Genomic DNA, 24,699 nt, shown 5'->3' with positions numbered 1-24,699 from the left:
CTTGCAGTAATAACTTGATGTCGCCTGTACTGATGTCAACACAGGCTGACATCAGCCAGAAGGCAGCTGCGCTGGCCTGTCTGTCACATTGGGCAGTGCATATGCCTACCATCATAAAACTGTCACAGACCCCTTCTAGCATAAGGGCAATCATAACTCTCTTATATTGAGACCCCCTATGAACCTTGCCGACGCCAACGTCATGCAACGTATCAGCGATGACCTGCTTGACAGCTATGACGAAGAGTTTGAGCTGGAATTTGAAGATCATATTTATGACCAGATACCTGGCATGGACAATGCCAGGGAATCGCCCGATGAGGTGTTGCGGCGCAAAGAGGCGCGCCGTCAGTATTTTCGGGAGTTGTTTCGCCTGCAAATAGAGTTGGTGAAGTTGCAGGATTGGGTTGCCCACACTGGCCACAAAGTGGTGATTTTGTTTGAAGGGCGCGACGCCGCCGGTAAAGGTGGTGTTATCAAGCGCATTACCCAGCGGCTCAATCCGCGTATTTGCCGTGTGGCTGCCCTGCCCGCGCCCAATGAACGCGAGCGCACCCAGTGGTATTTTCAGCGTTATGTATCGCACCTGCCGGCGGCGGGGGAGATTGTGCTGTTTGACCGCAGCTGGTACAACCGCGCCGGCGTTGAGCGGGTGATGGGGTTTTGCAACGATTATGAGTACGAAGAATTTTTCCGCACCGTGCCGGATTTTGAGCGCATGCTGGTGCGTTCGGGCATTCAGGTCATTAAATACTGGTTTTCCATCTCCGATGATGAACAGTATCTGCGCTTTATGGACCGCATTCACGATCCGCTCAAGCAGTGGAAATTGAGCCCCATGGATCTGGAATCGCGCCGCCGCTGGGAGCAGTACACCAAGGCCAAGGAGGTGATGCTGGAGCGCACGCATATCGACGAAGCACCCTGGTGGGTCGTAGAAGCGATAGACAAGAAAAAAGCGCGCCTGAATTGTATTCACCATTTACTGTCGCAAATGCCTTACACAGAAATCAAGCGTCCGACCATTGAGCTGCCGCCGCGTGAGCATCATGAGGATTACGTACGCCGGCCGGTGCCGAAAGAAATATTTGTACCAGAGGTTTATTAACGCTCATTGCTGGCTTGCACGAGCTATCCACCTGCCGTGCAAGCCATAGTCACCGGGGACCAGAAACGGGTCCCCATTGCTTAACACTACACTTGCTTCAGATAAGCAGGCGCTTGCCAAAAACTTTCCCCATTGTTAAAAAATCTCACCAAACCGCGCCAAGCTTCTTGCCCGATTCGTCGCCGACACATTCCCCTGCGGCAACACGGGAATATCGCTCACCGTTGGGCGGCGGGTGATGATGTCGGTGCGTGCTGGCATCAACCAGGCAGCGGCAGCCCCGGCCTGACCGTCGTCGGAGAGAAGGTAGTCGATAAACTGGCGGGCGAGTTCCGGTTGGCGGGCGTTTTTGAGGATCATCATGGGGCGCGGAACCATGACGGTGCCGCTGCGCGGGAAAATGACTTTGATGCGCGCGCCCTTTTCCATGGCCGCATAGGCAACATAATCCACACTGCCGAATACGGCGGATTTATCGCCGCGCAATACAGGTGCCAACGCCTGGTCATTGGCGCCGCAGATTTCCAGTCCGTTGTGTTTCATACGCGCCAATAAATCCCAGGCGCCCTCACCCAATGCCTGCTCCAACCCCAGCAGTAAATCGACTGAGGCGCCGGAGAGTGCCGGGTCGGGCATGGTGATTTGCCGGGCGAAGGCGAGATCGGCCAGGTCTTGCCAGTCGGCAGGTTCGGGGGTGTCACTGTCGCGGTTCCAGACGATACCCAATGCGGATACCGCTTGGGCAATGTAGCTGGGGGTTTTCAGGTGATCCGGCACCTGGGCGGCATAGTCGCTGTGGTAGGGCTGTAGCCAACCGCGTTGATCCAGCTCCTGCGCCAAGTCCCAGGAGGCTGAGATAAATACATCGGCCTGCGGGCTGTCGGCTTCGGCTTCCAGTCGTGCCAGCACTTTACCGGTGGTGGCCTGAAACAGGTTGACGCGAATGCCGGTGCCGGCCTGGAAGTCGGCAACCAGGTTTTTCATCAAACTACCGGGACCTGCAGCGTAGACGTTTAACGGGCGGGCGGATGGAGAATCAGAAAACACAATAAAACATTCCTATAAAACACATTCACAAGACAAATAAATCTGTAGCACTTTGCAGCACACTTGTCATTAAGGACGCCGGATTTTGAATCCGATGCGCCCCAATGACAAACCTGTATTGCGCAACTATTACAGCTTATTGCAGTTCCGTCACCTCCCGGCAACGGGGTTTGTAAATAGCCTGGGGGAATAATGAGGCGGGTTCCGGTTTGCCGCAATAGCGCTCCGGTATTGCATCGGCAAGATCGCTTTCCACGCGAGCCGGTTTGCCCGGTTGTTTGATTACATCGACCGCATCGTAAAGTTCACCTTCTACCGTCCAGGCGCGGTATTGCAATCGTTCGTTGCTGAATTCAATCACTTGATACCATTGAGTATCCTCCCCTACCCGCTGCATCAGTTCACGCGCTTTGTCGTGCACGCGGTTTTGTTTGGCACCGGCTACCGAGATGGTATACACCGGCACGCCCTGCCCCGGTTGCCAGCGACCATAAATATGGTCATCGCCTTGCAACACTAAATCTACCGCATAGCGTTCGAACAAGGGTTGCCAATGTGTTGCGATGGCTGGTGTGAATTGCGCGCGGGTGCCGGACAACAGTGGATGGTGATAACTCACAATTGTCCAGCGGTTGGGATTGTTAGCCAGCAAGGGTTCCAGCCATTGCGCTTGTTGTTTTGCCGCCGCCTCGCTGTGCAGTGCGATCATGGAATCCAACGCAATAAAACGCACACCTTGATAGTCGAGCCAATACACTGTATCGCGCAAGGATTCAGGGCCATTGCCAGGCAACATAAAATGCGCAGGCCACACCACTTTTAGTTGTGGCAAAGTACCGGGGCTTTCACGATATTCGTGATTGCCCACCACCGGCAATTGCACAATATTGCTGAACAACCAATTACCCGCCGCAAACCACTCACCCCAGAGTTGATCTTCCGGGCCGGCGCGATCGGTTAAATCCCCGGCATGCAGCATCAGGCGCGCATCCGGTGCTGCTGCAAACGCCGCACGTATAGTACGAGAACCCAGCGACTGGATATGGTTTTGGGTATCGCCCAGGTAAATCATGCGATAAGGCGTAAAAGTTTCGGCGGCGGTGCGGAAGGAATGCCACTCGCTCCACCCCTGCTCACCTTTGACGCGATAGGCATAGCGGGTTGCAGGTTTTAAGTGGGTAAAAGTGACGCGGTGATGGAATGTTTTTCCGGCAGTTTTTTCGATAGTTTGCCCGGTAAGGATTGCGTGCGATTTGCTTATACCTGAAATTTGTTTTGCGCGTTGTACCAGCGCGGGTGACGCGGTGGATTCAGTAATTTCTGCCAAGGTCGGCACCGCATTTCGGGTTCGCCAGGTAACCGTTTGGCTATGGGCTGGCGTTGCGGTTGGCAACAGTATGATTCGTTCAGGCAGGCCATTCGCATAAGCAGCCGAGGGGAAAGCCCCCATAGCCACGCAAAAACTGACAATGGACAAAGAACTGAATAGTACCAAAGCGCAAAGCCGATTAATGATATTCTTCATGTATATAAACCTAAAAAGCAAAAAACTCCGCCGAAATATCCGGCGGAGTTACTGTCACAAAGAAAAATTATTAAAAGCTTAAATCCACACCCAGGGTATATTGGGTCCCGTAATACACCACACTGGTGGGATTATCGCGCGAGCCCTGGAACTGAACCGTGGGTTCGTTGGTCAGGTTTTTCACGTTGAAGAAAATATTGTGCTGATCCAGTACACGGTATTTAAACGCAAGATCCCATACCGTACTGGCTGCATTATATTTATCCAAAGCCTCGCGACCACCCACCGACTCCAAACGATCCGGCATCTTATTCATGGAAATGCGCATACTGAACGGCCCCTGTGCGTATGACAGGATTCCGTTGATGATGTAATCCGGTGAATTCACCAGGGGTAAGTCATCATCGCGCCCTGGATAAACCCCCTCGGAATCCAGCCAGGTATAGTTAGCCTCCACACCCAAGCCGCTCAACAATCCCGGCAGGAAGGTCAAATCCTGTGACCATACAAATTCCAAGCCGCGCACCTTGCCACCATCACCATTAATACGGGTACGCTCATCCACGCCATCGGATGCAATGCGACTGGAGCTGAACACAAAATTATCAATATCCTTGTAGAAGGCACCGGCAGAAATCACCCCCAGCGGCGGCAGGAAATATTCTGCTGTCAGGTCGTAATTGATCGACTCTGCGGGCTCCAATGCCGGATTACCGATAATGCGCTGGTTTAATTGCGCGTTTTCCTGTTTGGAGGGAATCAAATCACCCGGTGGCGGGCGTGAAATCGCTTTGCTGATTGAGCTGCGCACAATTAATTGATCATCCATGGCGGCATAGCGCAAATGCAGGCTGGGCAACACATTGGTGTACTCGTTGCTATCGCTGACACGGGTAATATCGGTAATTTGACCATTATCCACCGCCACTTCATTCGCCTGGCTATCAATGCTGGTCGTTTCTACCCGCACGCCACCCAACAGGGTGAGCTTGTCGATATCCACAGTCCCCATGATATAGGTTGCCAAAATATCCTCACCAATGGTGAAATCGGCATTGGCCAGGGTTTCTGCACTGAATAACTGTGCGGCAGCGTTTTGCGTAAATGCAGAAGGATTGGTTTGCTGCAACTCCAGGTATTTGCGCCAATCGGGAAAGAAAGGTAACAATTGCGCGCGGCCATTGGACTCGCTCATAAAATCACTATTACTGTAATACTCCAGCAGGCTAGCCGCACTCACGCCGGTTAAACCGCTGTAGCGCACTGTGTCCGGTTGCGCTTGCGATGCATCTTTAATCGTTGCGCGGAAACCGGTTTTGATACTCCAGGGGAAACGACCGGTATTGAATTCGCGCAGCGCATTCACATCGACACTCAACTCATCTTCCACACGCGGAACCTGATTGGTATCGAACTGGCGAAAGGCCACACTGGATGGGTTACTCAAGTCAACAGCGTTATCCACCGTAAATACCGGGAAATCGCGGTCACTGCGATCATAAGTCAGGTTTACGCCATTAAAGGAATTAACCACCTGCAAGGTGGTTGGATAATCCTTTTTCGCTTTGGAGTAACCCAGGCGGCCATCCAATACCCAGTCGCCCGTGCGATGCTCGATACCGGCGGTATACATTTGGAAAACGTTTTTCGGCTCGCGATAAAACACAATGGAATCCACGCGTCCACCGGTGGAAGAGCCCGCATCCGGTGTAACGTCAAATTGGGTTGCCGGGTTGGGGCGGTAATCAGTTCCGCGCCGCCACAGTTCGCGGAAATCGTAGTGGTAAATGGCTTTGATATAGGCACTGGTGTCGTCGCTGGGACGATAGTCAAACATCAGGCCCGCACCGACCTTATCTTTCATTTCATCGCGATCGTAATAGAGCGAGCGATTGATAAAAAAACTATCGGCGCTGCTGACGGTGTAAGCCGTATCTACCACATCGTAACCGCGCTCATCGCGGAAATAAAATACCGAACCGAGCAAGCCGAATTGCCGGTTTTCACCAAAGGTATCCCCCAGGGTAATACCCGCCTGTTTGTTCCAGCTATCGCGAATGTCATTGAGGGTCGTACCCAGTTGCACGTCGAAAGTGCGACCGTCGCGGTCGTAGGCAGAGCGGGTGACCAGATCAACAGTACCGCCAATGGCATCGGCAGACATATCCGGTGTTGGGGCTTTAATCACTTCTACCCGCGCTAATAAATTGGCCGGGAAACTATCGAGTGCAATATCGCGATTGCCGTCTACGTTAGTCATACGCAGACCATCAACAGTGACCGTATTGTACTGTGGCGCCAGACCGCGAATGGTAGCGGTGCGCTGCACACCTGCACGGGTTTCCACGGAAAGGCCCGGTAAGCGCACCAGCGCATCACCGATATTGCCTTCACGGATTTGGCCCAGGGCATCGGCAGATACTACGGTGCGCAGGCTATCAGCATTGCGCTGCAGATTGATGGTCGAGGCAAAACCTTCGGCACGACCGGTTACCAGCATTTCTTCCACGCCATAGCGCGCACTGGTCAAACGAATATCCTGGCGCAGGCTGCGGCCAGCTGTGATCGTCATCGGCAAGCGCTGCGAATCCAGACCACCGTAGTTGACTTCCAGGGTGTAATTACCCGCAGGTATATTGGTTAACACGAAGCTGCCATCGCGGCCAGTGGTCACTTCGCGGTTCAATTCCAGTACGCGGACAGTTGCCGCTTGCAATAAGCTACCGGTTGCCTGGTTAATGACCCGACCGGTCACGCTGCCCAGTTGGCTGGTAGCGCGGGCAGTTGCCGGCGCATTGTTGGAGGCAGAGGCCTGGGCAAGAGCAAGGCCGGTATGAGCAGTCACAACGCAGGCAATCGCCAGCGATAATAATGATTTCGCAGTTTTCATGAGAGTTCCTTTAATCAAGGGCAATAGACTGAGCAGGACAGACCTGATGTGCACCGGACAAAGTGTCAGCACCAGAAATGAAGGGAACAGGCGAAGTTATTAACAGCGAAGGCGGTGGACTGGCAGACAGGCAAAAACCGCCCGCCACTCCAGGGAGTGGTATTACTAGCATGGTTGTTATCCTCTTTGGGATTTAATCGGAAATACCATCCTAGACGCGCAAAGCTACATTTCGATGACAGGCGCAGGCGAAGATAAAAATTGTTTTAAGCGGAGAGAACAGCCAAGAAACGACAAGCAATGACAATGGGGAAAAAACCGGGAGCTGTCTGCGCAACAGCAAACAGCGCTATGACGGGTCAGAATAAACTTTTAGCCACTACACGAATTTCCTGGATATTGGTCATCACCACATCCAGACCACCGGCAATAATTTTATTGTGCGGCTCATCCAGCTTTTGATAGGCCGTGATGTCTTTTAGCGGCGGCAAATCGGTTTTGGTGTGGGTTAATTTCAGCGCGTGGTACAACCCCAAATTAATAATATCGCTGAGGTTTATCGGCCCCGGACTCTCACCCTGCCATTTGCCGACTTCCTGCACCACCTTGAGATACTGCTCATCCACCTGCCATTTTTTCAGGGTGATCACCCCCAGGGATTTGGCGTACTCGCGACACAGTGCAATGTAAGTGGGAATATCGGGCGTTTCATCACTTTTTTTAAAGGCTGACAACACTGCCAGAGTCCCTACTTCGCTCATCAACGCCGCCATTAATACATGATCCGGCACCACTTGCTTCAAATGCTTGGCGATATAGGTACTCAGGCTTGCCTTGAGTGCGAGGCGACGCCAGGCCTCCAGGAATAAGCGTTTGTGCTTGGCCGAGTGCATGGAGAACAGGCTTTTGATGGAGTGAACCATGGTAATGCGCTCCACCTGGTTCATCCCCAACAGGCGTATCACATCCAACAGGGTCTGGGGCGGGTTCTGGCTGCCAATTAAAGGGCTGGAAGCATATTTCAACAATACAGCGGACAGGGCAGGATCTCTGGTGAGCAGTTTACTTAACTCCACCATGGACAGATTGGATTGCTCCATGGCCTTGCGAATTTCAAAGGTAATAATCGGCAAACTGGGCAATTGTTCATTGCCGCTCAATAAATCGCCGATCACCCGGCGATACACGGAATAATCGGGCTTAGCCGCTTGCACACTGGATTCCATAACACTCAACGTTCGTCATTATTCATATGCGCCAAGACTAGCAGATTTAAACATCCTGGCAGCGCTTTTCTCACCATAAAACCCGCAACGCCCATGCCTGGCCCACCCCAGGTTTTAAAAAAACGTCATGGATTTGTCGCAAAGCTGACACATTGCCTGGCTTTAATCGATTGCACCCATTTTATTAACACCAAAAAATCAGGAAGCAACCGATGACCGACCAGACTGTTTACGAAATCGATAACTCCGGTATTGAACCCCTTAACAACCGCCCCAAGGGCATCAGCTTTGCTGAAGTCATGACCCAACGCCGCCAATTCCTGAAAGGTAGCCTGAGCACTGCCGTTGCCGCCTTTATGGGGGCCAGCCTGGTGAGTTGTGGTGGTGATGATGACAAGAAAAGCAGCTCCTCCAGCTCTTCATCCAGCTCCAGTACACCATCATCATCCAGCAGCAGTTCCAGTTCTTCGTCGGTAGCGCCGCTGCTGGGCTTTGCGGCTATCGCCACTACCCGCACGGATACCATCACCGTACCGGCAGGCTATAGCGCAACAGCCTTTGTTCCCTGGGGGACGCCACTGACTGGCAACCTGCCCGCCTACAAAGATGATGCAAGTAACAGCGGTGCCGACCAGGAACAACAAGTAGGCACCCACCACGATGGCATCCACTTTTACCCCATCGATGCCAAAACCACTGGCAACAACTCCAATGAAGGTCTTCTGGTCATGAACCATGAATACTTCGATCCCAATTTGATTCACACCAATGGCGTTACCCTGGGCGCAACCCGCCCCACAGATGAAGTGCGCAAGGAAATTGCTGCACACGGTGTGAGCGTAATTCATATCCGCCAAAACGGCAGCCAGTGGGAAGTCGTCAGTAGCAGCCCCTTCAACCGCCGTATCACCGGTGCCACCCCGATGGACATTCGCGGCCCGGCAGCCGGTTCCAGCTTGTTGGCCACCAAATACAGCCCCAACGGTACCAGTACCCGCGGTACCTTGAACAACTGTGGTATGGGGAGCACGCCCTGGAATACCTACCTGACGGCCGAGGAAAACTGGGCCGGTTACTTCGTCAACAAGGATGCCGCCCAACCGCGTGAACACAGTGCCTATGGCGTGCCCAGCAGCAATGGCCGCTACTATTGGGAGCTGGCAGAGTCCGGCTCTGATGAATATGTGCGTTTCGATGCCTCAACCAAAGGCGACAGTGCCCTGGAAGATTACCGCAACGAGCCCAACACCTTCGGCTGGATGGTCGAAATCGATCCCTTCGATCCCGAAGGTCGCCCGCAAAAACGCACAGCCCTGGGCCGCTTTGGCCACGAGGGCGTGATCTTTGCCCCCGCGGTAGAAGGCCAACCGGTTGTCTGTTACTCCGGTGATGACTCCACCAATGAATACATCTACAAATTCGTCTCAGCCGAGCCCTACTACAAAGCCACTGCCGGCGGCTGGCTGCTGAATAGCGGAACCCTCTATGTCGCCAAGTTCAATAGCGATGGCACCGGCGAATGGCTGCCGCTGGACATCACCAATGCCAACTTTATTGCCAAGGCGGCAACAGCCGGTGTGAGCTTTGCCAACCAGGCCGATGTGTTGGTTAACACCCGCCTGGCCGCCGATGTGATGGGCGCAACCCCGATGGACCGCCCTGAGTGGGGCGCGGTACACCCAGACACCGGCGAGGTGTATTTCACGCTCACCAACAATACCGGCCGTACCCAAACCGATGCGGCTAACCCCCGCGCTAACAACGCCACCGGCCACATTATCCGTTGGCGTGAAAATGCCAATGGCACCAGCTTCAACTGGGATATCTTCCTGCTTGGCGGTGATGTAGGCACTACCACCGGCGAAGGCACTGCCGCTGTGGCCCTGACCGCCGAAAACCACTTCGCCAGCCCCGACGGACTGTGGATCGACCAGCGCGGTGTACTCTGGATACAGACCGACATGAGTGGTTCCCAGCAATCCGCAGGCCCTTTCGGCAATAACCAGATGCTGGCCGCCGACCCGGTAACCAAGGAAACAAAGCGTTTCCTGGTAGGTCCGACGGACTGTGAAATCACAGGTATTACCGCCACCCCCGACCTGAAAACCCTGTTCATCAACATCCAACACCCGGGCGACCGCTCTACCCCCACAAACTTCACCAGCAACTGGCCAGAAGGTGGTAGCGCCCGCCCGCGTTCAGCCACAGTCATCATCACCAAGAATGACGGCGGTGTGATTGGCGCCTGATAGAACCCTATTCACAACTCAGGCAAGGACGCCAAGCGACATATCTGCTGGGGCTGCAAGGCCCCTTTTTCGTTCCTCCTTATATATCCTGTCCATCCTGTACAAAAATCTGTGGTGCACGACAACGCGACAATCCAGTCCCCCGGCATCCGGCCAAAATTTGCGCCAGTTCACAACACAAGATGTAGTCATAAACCCGAATCACGCCTATAAGAAAAAAATCTAAATCGAAGCGACAACTGCAACATAGGTAATTAGCCGCGCAATACCTGTGTTTGCGGACTTCCCCCCAGTTTTTACCGAGGCTACCAACAGTTTTTCCACAGGTTTTCAAGCTTGCATAAATAAGCCTACCGCATTATCTTGTAGCCCATTCGCGCCAAACCCCTAGATATAGGTTTTTTAGTCCGGCCTTTGCCCGAGGCACACAACCTTATCCACGGCCCGATTTGCGGCCGCCCCTGGCGCCAGATTTTGCCCCAATTGATCGCCGGCCCTGTTAGTTCGAGGCCAGGCAACCAAGGCATCGCTTGATTCAAGTGTTATTGCGAGTGTTATTGGCAGATCAGCAGTATGGGATAGCCACCACTATATCTAGTGGTTGCCTGATGGCCCGATGTGCCATCGGCAACTGCCCTGGTAGAGTGGTTTTGTTGTTTCCAGAGCCTGATAACCAATACCAGAACCTGATAATCAAGTAAGAGTGCCCTATTCCGCCACCGGCATAAGTCATGCCCTGCGGGAGAAGGCCAGGGGGCTCCGGCCAGCAACCGGGTATGCGAAACGCACGACCAAACCAATCAACATCACCACGGAAAAGACCTCACGCGGGAGACGTCTATGCACACTGACATTGAACAGACCACCAGCACCAGCAGCCACGCCGACCTCAGCAACAACAATGGCCTCAGCGCCACAGCCCCGGGACAGCTGCGGGTGATCAAGCGCAATGGCACAGTGGTACCTTTCGATGCGAGCAAAATTGCTATCGCCATGACCAAAGCCTTCCTGGCCGTTGAAGGCGGCACTGCCGCTGCGTCTACCCGTGTGCGCGAGACTGTCGACAACCTGACCAAGCAGATCACGGCCACCTTCAAGCGCCGTATGCCCTCCGGCGGCACCATCCATATCGAAGAAATCCAGGATCAGGTCGAACTTATCCTGATGCGCGCCGGCGAGCAAAAAGTAGCCCGCGATTACGTGCTCTACCGCGAAGAGCACGCCCGCCTGCGTCGCGCCCAGAAAGAAGTGAACAAAACCGAAGCCGATCCCGACTACCCCGCCATGAGCGTTACCCAGGCCGACGGCACCCGCGCCCCGCTGGATATCGCCCGTATGCGCACCATTGTGAGCGAGGCCTGTGCGGGCCTGGCCGGTGTAGAGGAAAAAGCCATTCTCGACGAAGCCATGCGCAACCTCTATGACGGCGTGGCCGAAAAAGACGTCAATACCTCGCTGGTCATTACCGCGCGTACCCTGGTGGAAAAAGAACCCAACTACACCTATGCCACCGCTCGCCTGCTGCTCGACAAACTGCGCGCCGAAGCCCTGGGTTTCCTGGGCGTTGCCCCTTCTGCAACCCAATCCGATATGGAGCTTTACTACGCCCGCGCCCTGCCGGTGTACATCCAAAAAGGCGTGGAGCTGGAGCTGATCTCCCCCGAGCTGCTCAACTTTGACCTGGACAAACTGGGCAAGGCACTGATCGCCGATCGCGACCTGCAATTCACTTACCTCGGTTTGCAAACCCTGTACGACCGCTACTTCATCCACAGCGACAGCACCCGTATCGAACTGCCGCAAATCTTCTTTATGCGCGTCGCTATGGGCCTGGCCCTGCAGGAAGACAAGCGCGAAGAGCGCGCGATCGAATTCTATCGCCTGCTCTCTTCTTTCGATTACATGAGCTCTACCCCGACCCTGTTTAACTCCGGCACCCTGCGTCCGCAGTTGTCCTCTTGCTACCTGACTACCGTGCCCGACGACCTGCACGGCATCTATGGCGCCATCCAGGACAATGCCATGCTCAGCAAGTTTGCCGGCGGCCTGGGCAACGACTGGACCCCTGTGCGCGGTTTGGGCGCTTATATCAAAGGCACCAACGGTAAATCCCAGGGCGTGGTGCCCTTCCTGAAAGTCGCCAACGACACTGCTGTCGCTGTTAACCAGGGCGGCAAACGCAAAGGTGCCGTGTGTGCCTACCTGGAAACCTGGCATATGGATGTCGAGGAATTCCTCGAGCTGCGTAAAAACACCGGTGATGACCGCCGCCGCACCCATGACATGAACACCGCCAACTGGGTCCCCGACCTGTTTATGAAGCGTGTGTTCGAAGACCAAGAGTGGACACTCTTCTCCCCCAACGATGTGCCCGACCTGCACGACCTCTACGGCAAGGCCTTTGAAGAGCGCTACGAGCACTACGAGCAACTGGCCGCGCAGGGCAAGGTTCGCCTGTTTAAAACCGTGCGCGCCCTGGACCTGTGGCGCAAGATGCTGGGCATGCTGTTTGAAACCGGTCACCCCTGGATCACGTTCAAAGACCCCTGCAACCTACGCAGCCCGCAGCAACATGCCGGCGTGGTTCACTCATCCAACCTGTGTACCGAAATTACGCTCAATACCAAAGCCGGTGACGAGATTGCCGTATGTAACCTGGGTTCCGTGAACCTGGCGCAGCACATCGTGAATGGCAAGCTGGATCTCGCCAAGCTGGAAAAAACCGTTTCCACCGCGATTCGCATGCTCGATAACGTAATCGACATCAACTACTACGCGGTAGATACCTCCAAGCAATCCAACCTGCGCCACCGCCCCATTGGCCTGGGCATCATGGGCTTCCAGGATGCACTCTATGAACAGCGTATCGCCTACAGTTCACAGGCCGCCGTGGACTTCGCCGATACTTCCATGGAAGCAGTCAGCTACTACGCCATCAAAGCGTCCTGCCAACTGGCACAAGAGCGCGGCAAGTACTCCACGTTTGAAGGCTCACTCTGGAGCAAAGGGGTTCTGCCAATCGACTCTATCGACATACTGGCGCAAAACCGCGGCGAGAATTACATCAAGGTAGATCGCAGTAAAACCTTCGACTGGGACAGCCTGCGCACCGAGGTAAAAACCAAGGGGATGCGCAACTCCAACGTGATGGCGATTGCGCCTACGGCAACCATTTCCAACATCACCGGTGTCACCCAGTCGATTGAACCGACCTACCAAAACCTCTATGTGAAATCCAACCTCTCCGGTGAGTTCACTGTGGTTAACCCCTACCTGGTCCACGACCTGAAAGATCGCGGCCTGTGGGACAGCGTGATGGTCAACGACCTCAAATACTACGAAGGCTCAGTGCAAAAAATTGATCGCATTCCGGAAGATATGAAAGCGATTTATGCCACCGCCTTTGAAGTGGAACCCAAGTGGATTGTGGAATCAGCCAGTCGCCGTCAAAAGTGGATCGACCAGGCCCAGAGCCTCAACCTCTACATTGCCGGTGCCAATGGTAAGAAGCTGGACATCACCTACCGCATGGCCTGGTACAGCGGTTTGAAAACGACCTACTACCTGCGCGCCCTGGCTGCCACCACGACTGAAAAATCCACCATCAACACCGGTGCCCTGAATGCGGTATCGGCTACAGGAAACAGTGGATTAAGTGCAGCACCGGCAGCCGCAAAACCGGTTGTGGCAGACATTGAAGAAGCCAGCTTCGCCGAAGCGGCACCGGTACCCAAAGCCTGCTCCATCGATAATCCCGATTGCGAAGCGTGCCAATAATTCAGGTACAACAGGTAACAGCAGCGCAGTTAATGCGCTGCTAAACATTCCGGGTAATTGATGCACATCATCACTACACCGAGTGCCATATGAAATAGTGGGTGGCAGTACAACAGCCATCAACAACACCAGAGAGATTAAGAGGGTGACTATGTTAAGTTGGGACGATTTCGAAGCTGAAGAAGTGGTAAAACAAGCCGCGCGTCAGGACGCCATCAACACTAACCTGAACAAGCCTGAACCACAGCAGGCACAACCGGTGCAAACACAGCAAGCCAATGCCCAGGCAGAAGCCCCTGTTGCCAACACCAGCTTTGCCCAAGCCGCCCAGGAACCCGGCATCAGCCCCGCCCTCGCCCAGGCGCGCGCCAGCCTCGCCAAACTCGACCCGGCACCCGGCCTCGAAGAACTGGAAATGGGCGCCGCCCGTATCCAGGTCGATGACAAGCGCATGATCAACTGCCGCGCCGACCTCAACCAACTGGTGCCGTTCAAATACGACTGGGCCTGGCAGAAATACCTCGATGGCTGTGCTAACCACTGGATGCCGCAAGAAGTCAACATGACCGCCGACATCGCCCTGTGGAAAAGCAAAGACGGCCTCACCGAAGACGAACGCCGCATCGTCATGCGCAGCCTCGGCTACTTCTCCACCGCTGACTCCCTGGTAGCCAACAACCTGGTACTGGCCATTTACCGCCTGATCACCAACCCCGAGTGCCGCCAGTACATCCTGCGTCAATCGTTTGAAGAAGCCATCCACACCCACGCCTACCAATACTGTATTGAATCGCTCGGCATGGACGAAGGCGAAGTCTTCAACATGTACCGCGAACTGCCCAGCGTGGCCAACAAAGCCGCCTGGAGCCTGCACCACACCCATTCATTAGGCAACCCGACCTTCACCACCGGCACCCCGGAAACCGACCAGGAACTGCTGCGCAACCTGGTGGCCTTCTATGTCGTCACCGAAGGGATTTTCTTCTACTGCGGCTTTACCCAAATCCTCTCCATGGGCCGCCGCAACAAAATGACTGGTGTCGCCGAGCAGTTCCAATACATCCTGCGCGACGAATCCATGCACCTCAACTTTGGTATCGACGTCATCAACCAGATCAAACTGGAAAACCCGCACCTGTGGACCGCAGAATTCCAGCAAGAAGTACTGCAAATGATCCTCGAAGGCACCGAGCTGGAAATCCAATACGCACGCGACTCCATGCCCCGCGGCGTCCTCGGCATGAACGCCGCCATGATGGAAGAATACCTCCACTTCATCGCCAACCGCCGCTGCGCCCAGCTCGGCCTGAAAGAACAATTCCCCGGCGCGCAGAACCCTTTCCCCTGGATGAGCGAGATTATGGACTTGCGTAAGGAGAAGAATTTCTTTGAAACACGCGTAATCGAGTATCAAACAGGTGGAGCGCTTTCCTGGGATTAAAAATTATTTAATTCCCGCGTAGGTTGGGCAGCAATGCCCAACCTACCATTACAAACGGATTATATATTCCGGAGTGAATAAACCTGAACCGCTATTGAGCTTTGTCAGATGTTTTCTGGTGGGGCTGAATAGCGGTTTTTTATTTTTGATTAAAGGACACATTATGGCAAACAGCATATCACGAATAAAAATTAGTAGTGAATTTTCATATATCACACTTGATGATAATGGAGGCATGGTGTTGGGAGTTTTTTTGGAGCGTTTATGAACAGCTATTCACTAACACCCGAAGCCGAAGCGTTGGTTTGCACTGAACTGCAACACACCTTTCCTAATGCCCTGGGTATTTATGCCTTCGGCAGCCGTGTACAGGGTACGGCCAATGTCCAGAGTGACCTGGATCTGGCTGTACTGGTGGCAGGCTATGCCACCCCACTACAGCTATTTGAAACAGCCAACCAACTGGCTGATAAATTGGGTTACGAGGTAGACTTGCTTGACCTGCGTGCCGCCTCCACCGTGATGCAATACCAAGTCATCATCACAGGCAAGCGCCTCTGGACGAAAGACACTCAGGCGGACTTGTTTGATGTGTTTGTATTAAATGAAAAACTCGCCCCGGATGAACTTCGAGCAGAGCAACTCAATGAAATACGTGAGACTGGAACCGTTTATGGTAGATGACATATTGATCAATAAAGCCGCCAGCATAGAGCGCTGTAGAAATCGCGTACGCGAGGAATATACCAAAGCAGGAACTAACTTCGCGACCGACTACAGCCGACAAGATGCCGCATAACCTGTCGTACCCAACCTATACACAAACAATAATCTCTATATAACCTAAAGACATCTATTGCGAGGCGCTGGCAGAAACCATGAAAAAAATTATTTTTCTCACTGTTTTTCTTACACTAGTTGGCTGTGCCGCTGTCCCCAGCAAAACTCCGGAAAAGTCACAATCGAAAAATACGACTGAAACCGAAGACCAGGATCTAGCTGCAACCTTAACGGCCTTGTTTGGGCAAAGTATCACACCAGATCCACAGGAAATTGAAAAATATCCCTTGGGCTCTGCCGAAAACCCGGTAAGAGCATCCGGCCCTTCCGGGCAGCGCCGATATTTGTCGCGGCTGATTTGTGATAACGGAGAAGCCGTTTCCGCCTTTTCGCGTGAAGGCAGCGCAGGAATTGGCCCTTATGGTTCTATCATGGATGCCTATGTCGTTATCTGTGATACCAACAAAGGGGTTGTAAACCATACGCTATATATGGATATGTACCACAGCAACTACGAGGAAACCCGTCCAGCACAGGGATTTAAGGCATTAAAATAAGATATTAAATAAAAAAGCGGACATATGTTTAACGTCCGCTTTTTTAATACTCATCAATACCGTGCTACTAGCCCGCCGGAAAGAATCGAGCAAGCAGGTCAAAGTGGTAAACCCCATATCCAACAATAACAATGACCAACAATACATAAGGCCATACAGGCCTGCTTTGTTCATAGGGGTCACGCAGTGAACGGCGCGAGCCTTTTGGCAAGCTGGCGAGTTCGGTGAGTTCTGCACCAAAGGGGATACTGATTTTGGCCTGGGTATTTACTGCCCAACCATTGCCATCAAGGATCGGGCCGAGGCTGCGGCGACGCAACTTGAACCAGGCCAGCAGCATGGAAGGGCCGGAAATAGCGAGTATTATCCCGAGGATAACCAACGGGAATTTCCACCAGACCAGAGACATTAAGCCAGTAAACACGGCGGCTAACGCAGTCCCTAACGCACCAACTGCCAGCCCTATAGCGGCAAAAATACCGGCAAACTTGGCGATATCGAATGACTTCTCCGCAACAGCTGCTTTTGCGTCCGGAGCTGCAGCAGCTTCACCGATTTTATTGGTAGTGGAATTAACCATGTCAGAATCACGACTGGCTGCAAGTTTTTGGACTTGATCGGAAATAAAGGTGGAGATCCGACGATATGGGCTCCAGAAAGCCTCTCGCACACTGATAGCATTTTGTACAACCTTAACAACCGTTGCATCCCAGTCATTGCCGTCGCGATCGTAAAACAGGCCATTGCGGCCCACCATAATATCGCCTTCTTCACCGGCGGTAATGGCGGCTACAACACTCAAAGCTTCTTTGCCATTCACGGGTTCGCCACGGCGGGTACAATTGCAGTACACCAAATAGCTATTGCTTTTGCTGGCAACAGCCGCGTGTGCATCAACGCTTTTAACTTCTACTACCAGATCGCAACTTTTACCGTCAATAAAGAGTGAACCGGCCTGGAAAATGGCTTTTTTCTGGCGCGAATAAAAATCGTAAAAAGAGACAAAGTTGCGCAACAGGGTTACCAGGCCCGCTTTAAAACGCAGCAATTTATCCAGCTCAACCAATCCATCGGCAGAATCCGCTACTGCCAAATCTTTTTGCACCAATTCCAATAATGCGGCCTCTGTCCGGCTGTCTATCAACTCCTGTGCGCGCTCTGCCGGCAGATGGTCGAGAAAAGCCACTGGTGGACGTTCTGCCTGCCAGGTAAAAAAGCTATCGGCTTTTGCCGCTACACTACGCCATTCGCTACGTGAAATTGCAGTGACGTTTTCACCCAACAGGGGTGCGACTACCAGGCGATGTAAACTGGCGACGGCCTCAGCATAAGCCGGGTTAATCCCCTGGGTTAACGGCAGCTTGTCACCATGGTGAATACCGGCCAAAGGCAAACTTTTTAGTTCATCCGTATTGGCCAGGCTCAACGCGGACAAACGCACAAGCTCTGACTCTTCTCCATTGACGATGTGCTGTGCACGCGGATCGAATTCAGCCAAGTCCACACGGGTGAAATAATCTTCCACTTTTTCCTTTAATGCAGAAATGGCGGCTATGGCATCGGCCGTGTTATCGCCGAAGGGAAACAGACTGGCATCATTGGATTGCTGATGCCAGGCACTGACCTCTGCCACCTGCGCGAAGAACGCGGTAATGGCCTCTTCCGATACTGCCGGCTCACCACTGCGATCCACGGCACCGCCAGTCACAGTGATAATGTCATTAATAGCGGCTTTTAGGGATTCATCATCAGTCAAGGACGCGGGAATCAAGCCATCGCCATTGGGTTCTGTGGGTGGAAAGAGTACGGATAAGTCATCGGTGTCAGCACTGCTCAGGTGCGTATCATTTTCACGCTCAATCACTTTCAGCAAACGCTGTGCTGTAGCCAGTAAATTCTGGCCTATCTCATCTTTACTTAATGCCGTTAGTGGCAAGGGGCCATCTTCGAATAGTACATCCGGATTATCGAGGCGAGCCAGGGTCCATTCAATCACCGCGAGCAGCTCACGGGCACGAATACGGCCATCTTTATTGACATCGATATAGGCCAACATGCGTGAGTCAGCCTCGAGTGTATCTGTAGGACATGCCAGCGCAGCCCAGAGTTTTTGATCGAGGTTGGCCAGATCAGCCAGGTCAGCTGGTGTATTCAACTGTACCTGGTCAAAGCCACCCGCACGGAAAAATTGCCAATAATGAGGAGTTTGCGTTGTCATTGAGATTACACCCTTGTTTGCAGCGTTATGCAGGCATCGCCCCAAGCGAGCCTTCCTGTTTGTTAAAGCGCATGTCGTTAAAGCACATGCATTGCCAAAAACTGGCCTGGACTACCTCATTAATAATGAAGAGGCAGTTAAAAATGTGTCCAACCCATATGATTTAATCAAAGACAGGGCCACAGTGTAGCCGCGAATACGGGCTGTTTGAAGGCAAAAATACGCAAAACAACACGCCGGCTACTGCGTTTGTAGCCTATTTTCCACAGACTGACACTTGTCACCGACCAAAGGGGATCACGCCTTTTTACTTCACCCTGCCCCGCTTCAGCTTTTACAATTTTATATCGGGTAACAGCTGGCAACGAGGTAATGGCTATGCGCTCCGAAATTCCCCTTTCCCTGCTCGAACTGGCCTCGGTCCGTGAAGGCGAATCGATTCATTCCACGTTGAACCATTCACGCCACTATGCCCAGGCGGCTGACCAACTGGGTTTTACGCGCTTTTGGCTTGCAGAACACCACAATATGGAAGGTATTGCGAGCAGTGCCACCAGTGTTCTGATCGGTTATATCGCTGCCAATACAGAGCGACTAAGGGTTGGCTCCGGCGGGATTATGCTGCCTAACCACCCACCGCTGGTCATCGCGGAGCAATTCGGCACCCTGGCATCGCTTTATCCCGACCGTATTGACCTGGGCCTGGGTCGCGCCCCGGGCACGGATATAGTAACCGCACGCGCCTTGCGCCGGGACCTAAACGCAGCAGACGACTTTGCCAGCGAAGTCCGCATCCTTGAGCAGCTGCTTGCGCCTGATACCCCCATGCAAAGGCTTAAGGCAATTCCCGGCAGCGGCACCCAGGTCCCGATCTGGATGTTGGGATCAAGTCTGTACAGCGCCCATCTGGCCGCCGCCAAAGGCTTGCCTTACGCATTCGCCGGCCATTTTGCGCCCAAGCACATGCGCGAGGCTGCACAGATTTATCGCAACAACTTCACGCCATCCCCCTGCCTGGATAAGCCCTATTTTATGCTGGGGATGCCGGTGATAGTGGCCGATACCAAAGCCACTGCTGACAAACTGGCAACAACCGTCTACCAGCGAATCCTGGCGCTGTTTCGCGGTGAGCCTATGTATCTGAAACCACCTGTCGACTCCATGGAGGGTTTATGGTCTGCCCAGGAAGAATTTGGCGTGAAAGAATTTTTAGCGCTAGCATCCATAGGTACACCAAGCCAGGTTGAAACAACCCTGAATTATCTCGCCGCCGAAATTGGTATTGATGAATTTATGTTTACGATCGATATATTCGATACCCATCTTCGCATCGGCATACTGGAAATGCTCGCAGGGCTCAATATCAAACGGTTTTGAATATTTTCAGGCCGGGATTTGCGCCCTGTAAAATTGCCTTGTGGAATCAGGAGAAAGTCATGTCGCTTGCCAGTATTCTTGTTGCGCTTATTGCACTACTCCACCTGTATATCCTGATACTGGAAATGTTTTTGTGGGAAAGGCCCGCCGGGTTACGCGCCTTCGGAAACACACCGCAAAAGGCGGCACTGACAAAAGTACTTGCAGCGAACCAAGGGTTATACAACGGTTTTTTAGCCGCAGGGCTTGTGTGGGGTTTATGGCTGGGTAACGAAGGTACCCAGATTTTCTTTCTACTCTGTATCGCCATCGCAGGCATTTACGGCGGATTGACAGCGGCACGCAAAATACTACTGATACAAACCGTCCCGGCGTGTCTTGCACTAGCATTGCTTGCACTCGGCCTGTAGCAAGAAAACTCGCTAACCAGAAATGAAAAAGCCCATCACAAGGATGGGCTTTTGTATATGGCGCACTCGGGAGGATTCGAACCTCCGACCGCTCGGTTCGTAGCCGAGTACTCTATCCAGCTGAGCTACGAGTGCGTTGTTGAGGCGCGCATTCTATTGACCGGGGTTTAACTCGTCAAGTATTTATTTCAATTTTTCTTGCGATTTTTTGAAATTAATACTTTTAAAATCAAAAGCTTACAAAAACCGATCAAGCTGCCTTAATAACATCCACAAGGGATGATTACTGCGCATCCAAGGCAAATTTGGCGGTGAGAGAGGGAGTCGAACCCTCGATACCTTGCGGTATACACACTTTCCAGGCGTGCTCCTTCGGCCACTCGGACATCTCACCATAAAAATCGCGTTATTCGAATCTATCCCGGATTCACACACACGCGGCGTGCTCGGTACCGCCCCTTCGGGCGTTGCCTTCGGCTCGGCCACTCGGACAGCTCACCATTTTCTTGCTGCAGACACTAGCCGCTGCAAAGGCGCGCTAATGTACACAAGCAAAAAAGCAAACGCAATCTTAATGTTATGGCCAGAACTGAAAAAATATATCCGGATTACTCTCACGAGCCGGCTCTGGTGAATTAATAGGCGTTCCGATGTAAATAAAGCCAATAATGCTTTCCCCTTCTGCCAATCCCAACCCTGCAGCAACACCGGGATCATACGCAAGATCACCTGTACGCCAAATCGCTCCCAAACCGAGTGCATAAGCAGCATTAACCACATTCTGGGCGGCAGCGGCGGCAGAATACTGCTGCTCAACTATTGGCACCTTGGGATGTTCCTGAGTGCGCGCGATAACAACCATCACCATGGGCGCCCGCAGCGGCATAGACTTAAAACGCTCTATCGCAGCATCACCAAGCGGCTCACCTTTGGCACGGGCAGCGCTCACAAACAGCTCACCCAACTGCCTCCGCCCCTCCCCCTGGACAAGCAAGAAACGCCAGGGCTGGAGATTGCCATGATCTGCCGCGCGCAATGCAGCTCGAATCAAGCTACGGCATTGATCCATACTGGGGCCTGGCTCAGCCAGTTTCGCGACTGATACCCGTTCATGAAGCGCTTTGATTGCATCCATCGAAGTACATCCTCTGCAAAATGTAATTCCCAACTAACTGGCAGCCAGGGTGATTTTTGACTATATAAGAGCAAGCGATTATACAAATGGAAGCACACTTGCCCAACAACCGATTGCGTGCGGGCATATTCCACCTGTGATCTGGTGAATATCTAACCCAAGAGGCTCGCCGCAGAGCTGACCCCATGCAAATACCTCCATTAATACTGGCTGTTGCCGCTGAGGTTTACCTATTACTGATAGGGGCAACCCTACTCCTGTTCTGGCATGCCCGAAAACAGAAGACGCTCCTGCGCCGCCAACAACAGAAACTTTTGGATGTCATCAGCGATAGGCAGCCCTTCGACATCAAACCCCATCCCATCAGTTATAAACAGTTCATCAACCAGGAGCTGGAGCTAACCCGGACCCACTTTAATCACCTTGCACCCGGTAGCGATATTAGCGGTATACAGCCCAGCGATGTCCCAACCAACCAGCGGATTGTGGCTTTGCGCTACGCCTTCCTGCGCGCGGAGGAGTTAGGTACAACAGAAACTGCCGGCAGCGATCGTTACTGGGCACTTTTTGAGCAGGCACTTGAACCCCTGCTTTCCCCACCGGATGCCACGGATCCCCAGACTCTGGCAGAGCTGGAAACCTGCAAAAAGCGCATAGAAAATCTCGAAAAATTTAAAACGCTATTTTTTGAGTTAGAAGAACAATGGAATAGTGCGAAGGTAAATGCCAGTAACTACTACAACGAACTTTTTGCCCTGGGCAATAAATTGGGTATTGCCCTTGACGATAGGGAGCGGTTCGAATCGCTGCTAAACAGCTACCACAATAGCTATCAGGGAATGGATCACCATTTTAGCCGTACCGGGCAGAGCCTGGAGGATACCAGGACTATCACGGTAATACGCCAGGACCCCAGGGCAGCAGAAGAAATCTTCAAGCTGCGCAATGTCGCAGCAGACCAATACCGACTTATCAACAACCTGCAACGCAAACTGGAAGAAGCTAACTCCGATCATGAAAAGGTCGTCATCGTCCATGAGCTTGAACAACAACTGCAACGGCAAATCCGCTTTGTGCAGGAGTCAGATACTTGCATCCGGCTGTTGGAGGATGAGTTGACTCATGCCAACGAAAAAATTACCAAGCTGGAACATCAACTACAAGCCGACCATCAAATCAGCGAAGAAAACCAGCAGATTAAGGAAACCCTGCAACGCTTTACCCTGGAAAGCAAACACCTGCTCCACGATATTGATGAACTCGAAGCGGAAAACCGCAGCCTGCGCAGCAATATCGAGACAATAAATAAACACAGTGATGAGCATCCAACCGATAATAACAATGCACTGGATCAACTCCAGGCCAACTTTTTGTCCCTACAAAAACAATATGCCGATTTGGAAGAGAAATATCTCGCGTTAAAACTAAAATAAGCTAATTGATCAATAAATTAGCATTTTCAGCCGCATCATGGACTTTTGCGGTAAAAACCCGTTTAATTTGGCGTTTGCGGTACTCAAGGCCAGCGTGTTGGCCGGATTGTGCCGGGCGGGTAATTACAAGGTCTTTAGCCCATGAATAGCCAGACTGATACAAAACAATTACAAACTGAGAACCCCACCCAGCAGTATTATTTTCGGGCGCTTATCTGCTTTGCTGCAGCGGGAACCCTGGCCGCCAGGGCCGATTGGGCCAACCCCAACTTGTTGCATATGTTTATGATCAGCCTTTTACTGATCTATGCCTACGCCACATTCCACTTTACCCGCAAATTATTACCGGAACAGATCTCCCGCATTGGGCGCTGGCTGACCTATGTAGACGCCGGGCTGATCGGATTGGTATTAAGCCTGACCAATTTCAGCATACTGCCCAGCATCATGTTCCTGACAATGATCCAGTTCAATGCGTTGATTAACGGCGGTTTTCGCAAACTGATGGAGGACAACACCGCCTTCGCCATCGGGATTATTATTAGCCTGTTTATCCATAGCCCACAGCTAGTGCTTTCCAGCAATATTGAGATCAGTGCCGCCAGCCTGATCGGGGTCGCTACCTACTTTCTGGTGTATGCAATTTATATGCACCAGCGTTTTCACAAACAGGCCATGAGCCTGCAACAACTGGAAAACGAACAGAAGTGGCACAAGATCCGCGCCTATAAATTATCGCGCTATCTACCGCCAACGGTATGGCAGGCTATCAACCGGGGCGACGATAAACACCTGCAAGCCGAGCGCAAACGGATTAGTGTGTTTTTCTCCGATATCAAGGACTTTAGCCAGCTTGCCGAAGAAATCGAAGCAGAGGCACTCACAGAGCTGCTCAACCATTACCTTACCGAGATGTCGAAAATTGTCGCGCACTATGGTGGCACCATCGATAAGTTTATGGGCGATGGAATCATGGTGCTATTTGGCGATAGTGCCAGTAAAGGTGTTAAAGACGATGCAACCCGCTGTGTTGCCATGGCCATAGCCATGAAAAAGAAGATCAAATCCCTGCAACAGGAATGGTTTAACCAGGGCATTAAAAAACCACTGCAAGTACGAATGGGTATCAATACCGGCTACTGCACCGTAGGTACCTTTGGTACATCCAATCACCTGGATTACACCGTACTGGGCACCCAGGTAAACCTGGCAAGCCGACTGGAGTCCGCGGCTGAACCCGACGAGATCCTGATCTCCCATGAAACCTGGTCCCTGGTAAAAGATACGGTGATGTGCCGCGATAAGGGAGAAATCCAGGTAAAGGGGTTTGCTATGCCGATCAAGGTGTACCAGGTCGCAGACTTGCGCAAAGAGATGGGCAAAAACCAATCTTACTTCGAAGACCGTGCTGAAGGCTTTTCCATGTACCTGGATATGGATAAGGTGCGCAACTACGACAAGCAACGTGTTATCGAATCACTTGAAAAAGCCGCAGCGCGCCTGAAGGACAAGGTTATCGTTTAGAT

The 24,699-nt window shown here is 52.6% G+C and carries 17 protein-coding genes and 2 tRNA genes; 11 read left to right on the top strand and 8 right to left on the bottom strand.

All coding sequences use genetic code 11. The features are described 5' to 3' along the window. The first annotated feature begins 178 nt into the window (after window positions 1-178). The gene (gene ppk2 / locus CJA_RS07675; RefSeq protein WP_041551287.1) at window positions 179-1,108 is read left to right on the top strand and encodes a polyphosphate kinase 2; all 930 of its coding nucleotides are present in this window, start codon (window positions 179-181) and stop codon (window positions 1,106-1,108) included. Window positions 1,109-1,243: 135 nt separating this feature from the next. Here the strand turns inward: ppk2 and CJA_RS07670 are convergent, their stop codons facing one another. From CJA_RS07670 to CJA_RS07655, 4 genes are all read right to left on the bottom strand, one after another. Beyond that, the gene (locus tag CJA_RS07670; protein WP_012487198.1) at window positions 1,244-2,155 is read right to left on the bottom strand and encodes an extracellular solute-binding protein; all 912 of its coding nucleotides are present in this window, start codon (window positions 2,153-2,155) and stop codon (window positions 1,244-1,246) included. A 136-nt stretch (window positions 2,156-2,291) separates the two neighbouring features. Continuing rightward, window positions 2,292-3,680 (bottom strand): purple acid phosphatase family protein, encoded by a 1,389-nt coding sequence (locus CJA_RS07665; protein ID WP_012487197.1) that lies wholly within the window; start codon window positions 3,678-3,680, stop codon window positions 2,292-2,294. A gap of 70 nt (window positions 3,681-3,750) precedes the next feature. Beyond that, complete coding sequence (locus CJA_RS07660; RefSeq protein WP_012487196.1) at window positions 3,751-6,570, bottom strand: TonB-dependent receptor; 2,820 nt, start codon at window positions 6,568-6,570, stop codon at window positions 3,751-3,753. 359 nt (window positions 6,571-6,929) lie between these two features. Beyond that, window positions 6,930-7,796 carry an HDOD domain-containing protein gene (locus CJA_RS07655; protein WP_148208823.1) on the bottom strand — a complete coding sequence of 289 codons (867 nt, stop codon included), beginning with the start codon at window positions 7,794-7,796 and terminating at the stop codon, window positions 6,930-6,932. 212 nt (window positions 7,797-8,008) lie between these two features. Here CJA_RS07655 and CJA_RS07650 point away from each other — a divergent pair, with 212 nt between their 5' ends. The 6 genes from CJA_RS07650 (at window position 8,009) to CJA_RS07630 (ending at window position 16,600) form a co-directional block, all read left to right on the top strand. Continuing rightward, window positions 8,009-10,045 carry a PhoX family protein gene (locus CJA_RS07650; protein ID WP_012487194.1) on the top strand — a complete coding sequence of 679 codons (2,037 nt, stop codon included), beginning with the start codon at window positions 8,009-8,011 and terminating at the stop codon, window positions 10,043-10,045. An 840-nt stretch (window positions 10,046-10,885) separates the two neighbouring features. Continuing rightward, window positions 10,886-13,822, top strand: coding sequence for a ribonucleoside-diphosphate reductase subunit alpha (locus tag CJA_RS07645; protein ID WP_012487193.1), 2,937 nt, complete (start codon window positions 10,886-10,888; stop codon window positions 13,820-13,822). 151 nt (window positions 13,823-13,973) lie between these two features. Beyond that, window positions 13,974-15,263: a ribonucleotide-diphosphate reductase subunit beta gene (locus tag CJA_RS07640; RefSeq protein WP_012487192.1), complete on the top strand. Its 1,290-nt coding sequence runs from the start codon at window positions 13,974-13,976 to the stop codon at window positions 15,261-15,263. 264 nt (window positions 15,264-15,527) lie between these two features. After that, window positions 15,528-15,947: a type VII toxin-antitoxin system MntA family adenylyltransferase antitoxin gene (gene mntA / locus CJA_RS07635; RefSeq protein ID WP_012487191.1), complete on the top strand. Its 420-nt coding sequence runs from the start codon at window positions 15,528-15,530 to the stop codon at window positions 15,945-15,947. Next, a complete protein-coding gene (locus CJA_RS19850) occupies window positions 15,937-16,062 on the top strand; it encodes a hypothetical protein (protein ID WP_262369367.1) in 126 nt (41 codons plus the stop codon). Before mntA ends, CJA_RS19850 begins: the two co-directional genes overlap by 11 nt. Window positions 16,063-16,141: 79 nt before the next feature. Next, window positions 16,142-16,600 (top strand): hypothetical protein, encoded by a 459-nt coding sequence (locus CJA_RS07630; protein WP_012487190.1) that lies wholly within the window; start codon window positions 16,142-16,144, stop codon window positions 16,598-16,600. Between the two features lie 67 nt (window positions 16,601-16,667). Here the strand turns inward: CJA_RS07630 and CJA_RS07625 are convergent, their stop codons facing one another. Then, window positions 16,668-18,818 (bottom strand): hypothetical protein, encoded by a 2,151-nt coding sequence (locus CJA_RS07625; RefSeq protein ID WP_012487189.1) that lies wholly within the window; start codon window positions 18,816-18,818, stop codon window positions 16,668-16,670. Between the two features lie 378 nt (window positions 18,819-19,196). Between CJA_RS07625 and CJA_RS07620 the strand changes: the two genes are divergently transcribed. Together CJA_RS07620 and CJA_RS07615 are read left to right on the top strand one after the other, a co-directional pair. Continuing rightward, window positions 19,197-20,195: an LLM class flavin-dependent oxidoreductase gene (locus CJA_RS07620; RefSeq protein ID WP_012487187.1), complete on the top strand. Its 999-nt coding sequence runs from the start codon at window positions 19,197-19,199 to the stop codon at window positions 20,193-20,195. 59 nt (window positions 20,196-20,254) lie between these two features. After that, the gene (locus tag CJA_RS07615; RefSeq protein ID WP_012487186.1) at window positions 20,255-20,605 is read left to right on the top strand and encodes a DUF1304 domain-containing protein; all 351 of its coding nucleotides are present in this window, start codon (window positions 20,255-20,257) and stop codon (window positions 20,603-20,605) included. A 58-nt stretch (window positions 20,606-20,663) separates the two neighbouring features. Here CJA_RS07615 and CJA_RS07610 read toward each other — a convergent pair. The 3 genes from CJA_RS07610 to CJA_RS07600 form a co-directional block, all read right to left on the bottom strand. Next, window positions 20,664-20,740 (bottom strand) — tRNA-Arg (locus CJA_RS07610). Window positions 20,741-20,911: 171 nt separating this feature from the next. Next, window positions 20,912-20,999: transfer RNA gene (locus tag CJA_RS07605), tRNA-Ser, on the bottom strand. Between the two features lie 183 nt (window positions 21,000-21,182). After that, a complete protein-coding gene (locus tag CJA_RS07600) occupies window positions 21,183-21,740 on the bottom strand; it encodes a nitroreductase family protein (protein WP_012487185.1) in 558 nt (185 codons plus the stop codon). Between the two features lie 185 nt (window positions 21,741-21,925). On the opposite strand from CJA_RS07600, the gene CJA_RS07595 reads away from it, so the two are divergent. Together CJA_RS07595 and CJA_RS07590 are read left to right on the top strand one after the other, a co-directional pair. Beyond that, on the top strand, window positions 21,926-23,173 hold the full coding sequence (locus CJA_RS07595) for a hypothetical protein (protein ID WP_012487184.1): 1,248 nt from the start codon (window positions 21,926-21,928) through the stop codon (window positions 23,171-23,173). A 141-nt stretch (window positions 23,174-23,314) separates the two neighbouring features. Next, a complete protein-coding gene (locus CJA_RS07590; RefSeq protein ID WP_012487181.1) occupies window positions 23,315-24,697 on the top strand; it encodes an adenylate/guanylate cyclase domain-containing protein in 1,383 nt (460 codons plus the stop codon). The last annotated feature ends 2 nt before the right edge of the window (window positions 24,698-24,699 follow it).

This window comes from Cellvibrio japonicus Ueda107, from assembly GCF_000019225.1.
Lineage (GTDB): Bacteria > Pseudomonadota > Gammaproteobacteria > Pseudomonadales > Cellvibrionaceae > Cellvibrio > Cellvibrio japonicus.
The sequence above is the reverse complement of the archived record's forward strand: the minus strand, read 5'-3'. Positions and strand labels throughout refer to the sequence as shown.

Bases quoted from the DNA above. Each gene is read 5' to 3' on its own strand.
- CJA_RS07590 (WP_012487181.1), top strand. From the start codon at position 23,315: ATGAATAGCCAGACTGATACAAAACAATTACAAACTGAGAACCCCACC.
- CJA_RS07645 (WP_012487193.1), top strand. From the start codon at position 10,886: ATGCACACTGACATTGAACAGACCACCAGCACCAGCAGCCACGCCGAC.
- CJA_RS07660 (WP_012487196.1), bottom strand. From the start codon at position 6,570: ATGAAAACTGCGAAATCATTATTATCGCTGGCGATTGCCTGCGTTGTG.
- CJA_RS07625 (WP_012487189.1), bottom strand. From the start codon at position 18,818: ATGACAACGCAAACTCCTCATTATTGGCAATTTTTCCGTGCGGGTGGC.
- CJA_RS19850 (WP_262369367.1), top strand. From the start codon at position 15,937: ATGGTAGATGACATATTGATCAATAAAGCCGCCAGCATAGAGCGCTGT.
- CJA_RS07595 (WP_012487184.1), top strand. From the start codon at position 21,926: ATGCAAATACCTCCATTAATACTGGCTGTTGCCGCTGAGGTTTACCTA.
- ppk2 (WP_041551287.1), top strand. From the start codon at position 179: ATGAACCTTGCCGACGCCAACGTCATGCAACGTATCAGCGATGACCTG.
- CJA_RS07650 (WP_012487194.1), top strand. From the start codon at position 8,009: ATGACCGACCAGACTGTTTACGAAATCGATAACTCCGGTATTGAACCC.
- CJA_RS07655 (WP_148208823.1), bottom strand. From the start codon at position 7,796: ATGGAATCCAGTGTGCAAGCGGCTAAGCCCGATTATTCCGTGTATCGC.
- mntA (WP_012487191.1), top strand. From the start codon at position 15,528: ATGAACAGCTATTCACTAACACCCGAAGCCGAAGCGTTGGTTTGCACT.
- CJA_RS07640 (WP_012487192.1), top strand. From the start codon at position 13,974: ATGTTAAGTTGGGACGATTTCGAAGCTGAAGAAGTGGTAAAACAAGCC.
- CJA_RS07620 (WP_012487187.1), top strand. From the start codon at position 19,197: ATGCGCTCCGAAATTCCCCTTTCCCTGCTCGAACTGGCCTCGGTCCGT.
- CJA_RS07600 (WP_012487185.1), bottom strand. From the start codon at position 21,740: ATGGATGCAATCAAAGCGCTTCATGAACGGGTATCAGTCGCGAAACTG.
- CJA_RS07665 (WP_012487197.1), bottom strand. From the start codon at position 3,680: ATGAAGAATATCATTAATCGGCTTTGCGCTTTGGTACTATTCAGTTCT.
- CJA_RS07630 (WP_012487190.1), top strand. From the start codon at position 16,142: ATGAAAAAAATTATTTTTCTCACTGTTTTTCTTACACTAGTTGGCTGT.
- CJA_RS07615 (WP_012487186.1), top strand. From the start codon at position 20,255: ATGTCGCTTGCCAGTATTCTTGTTGCGCTTATTGCACTACTCCACCTG.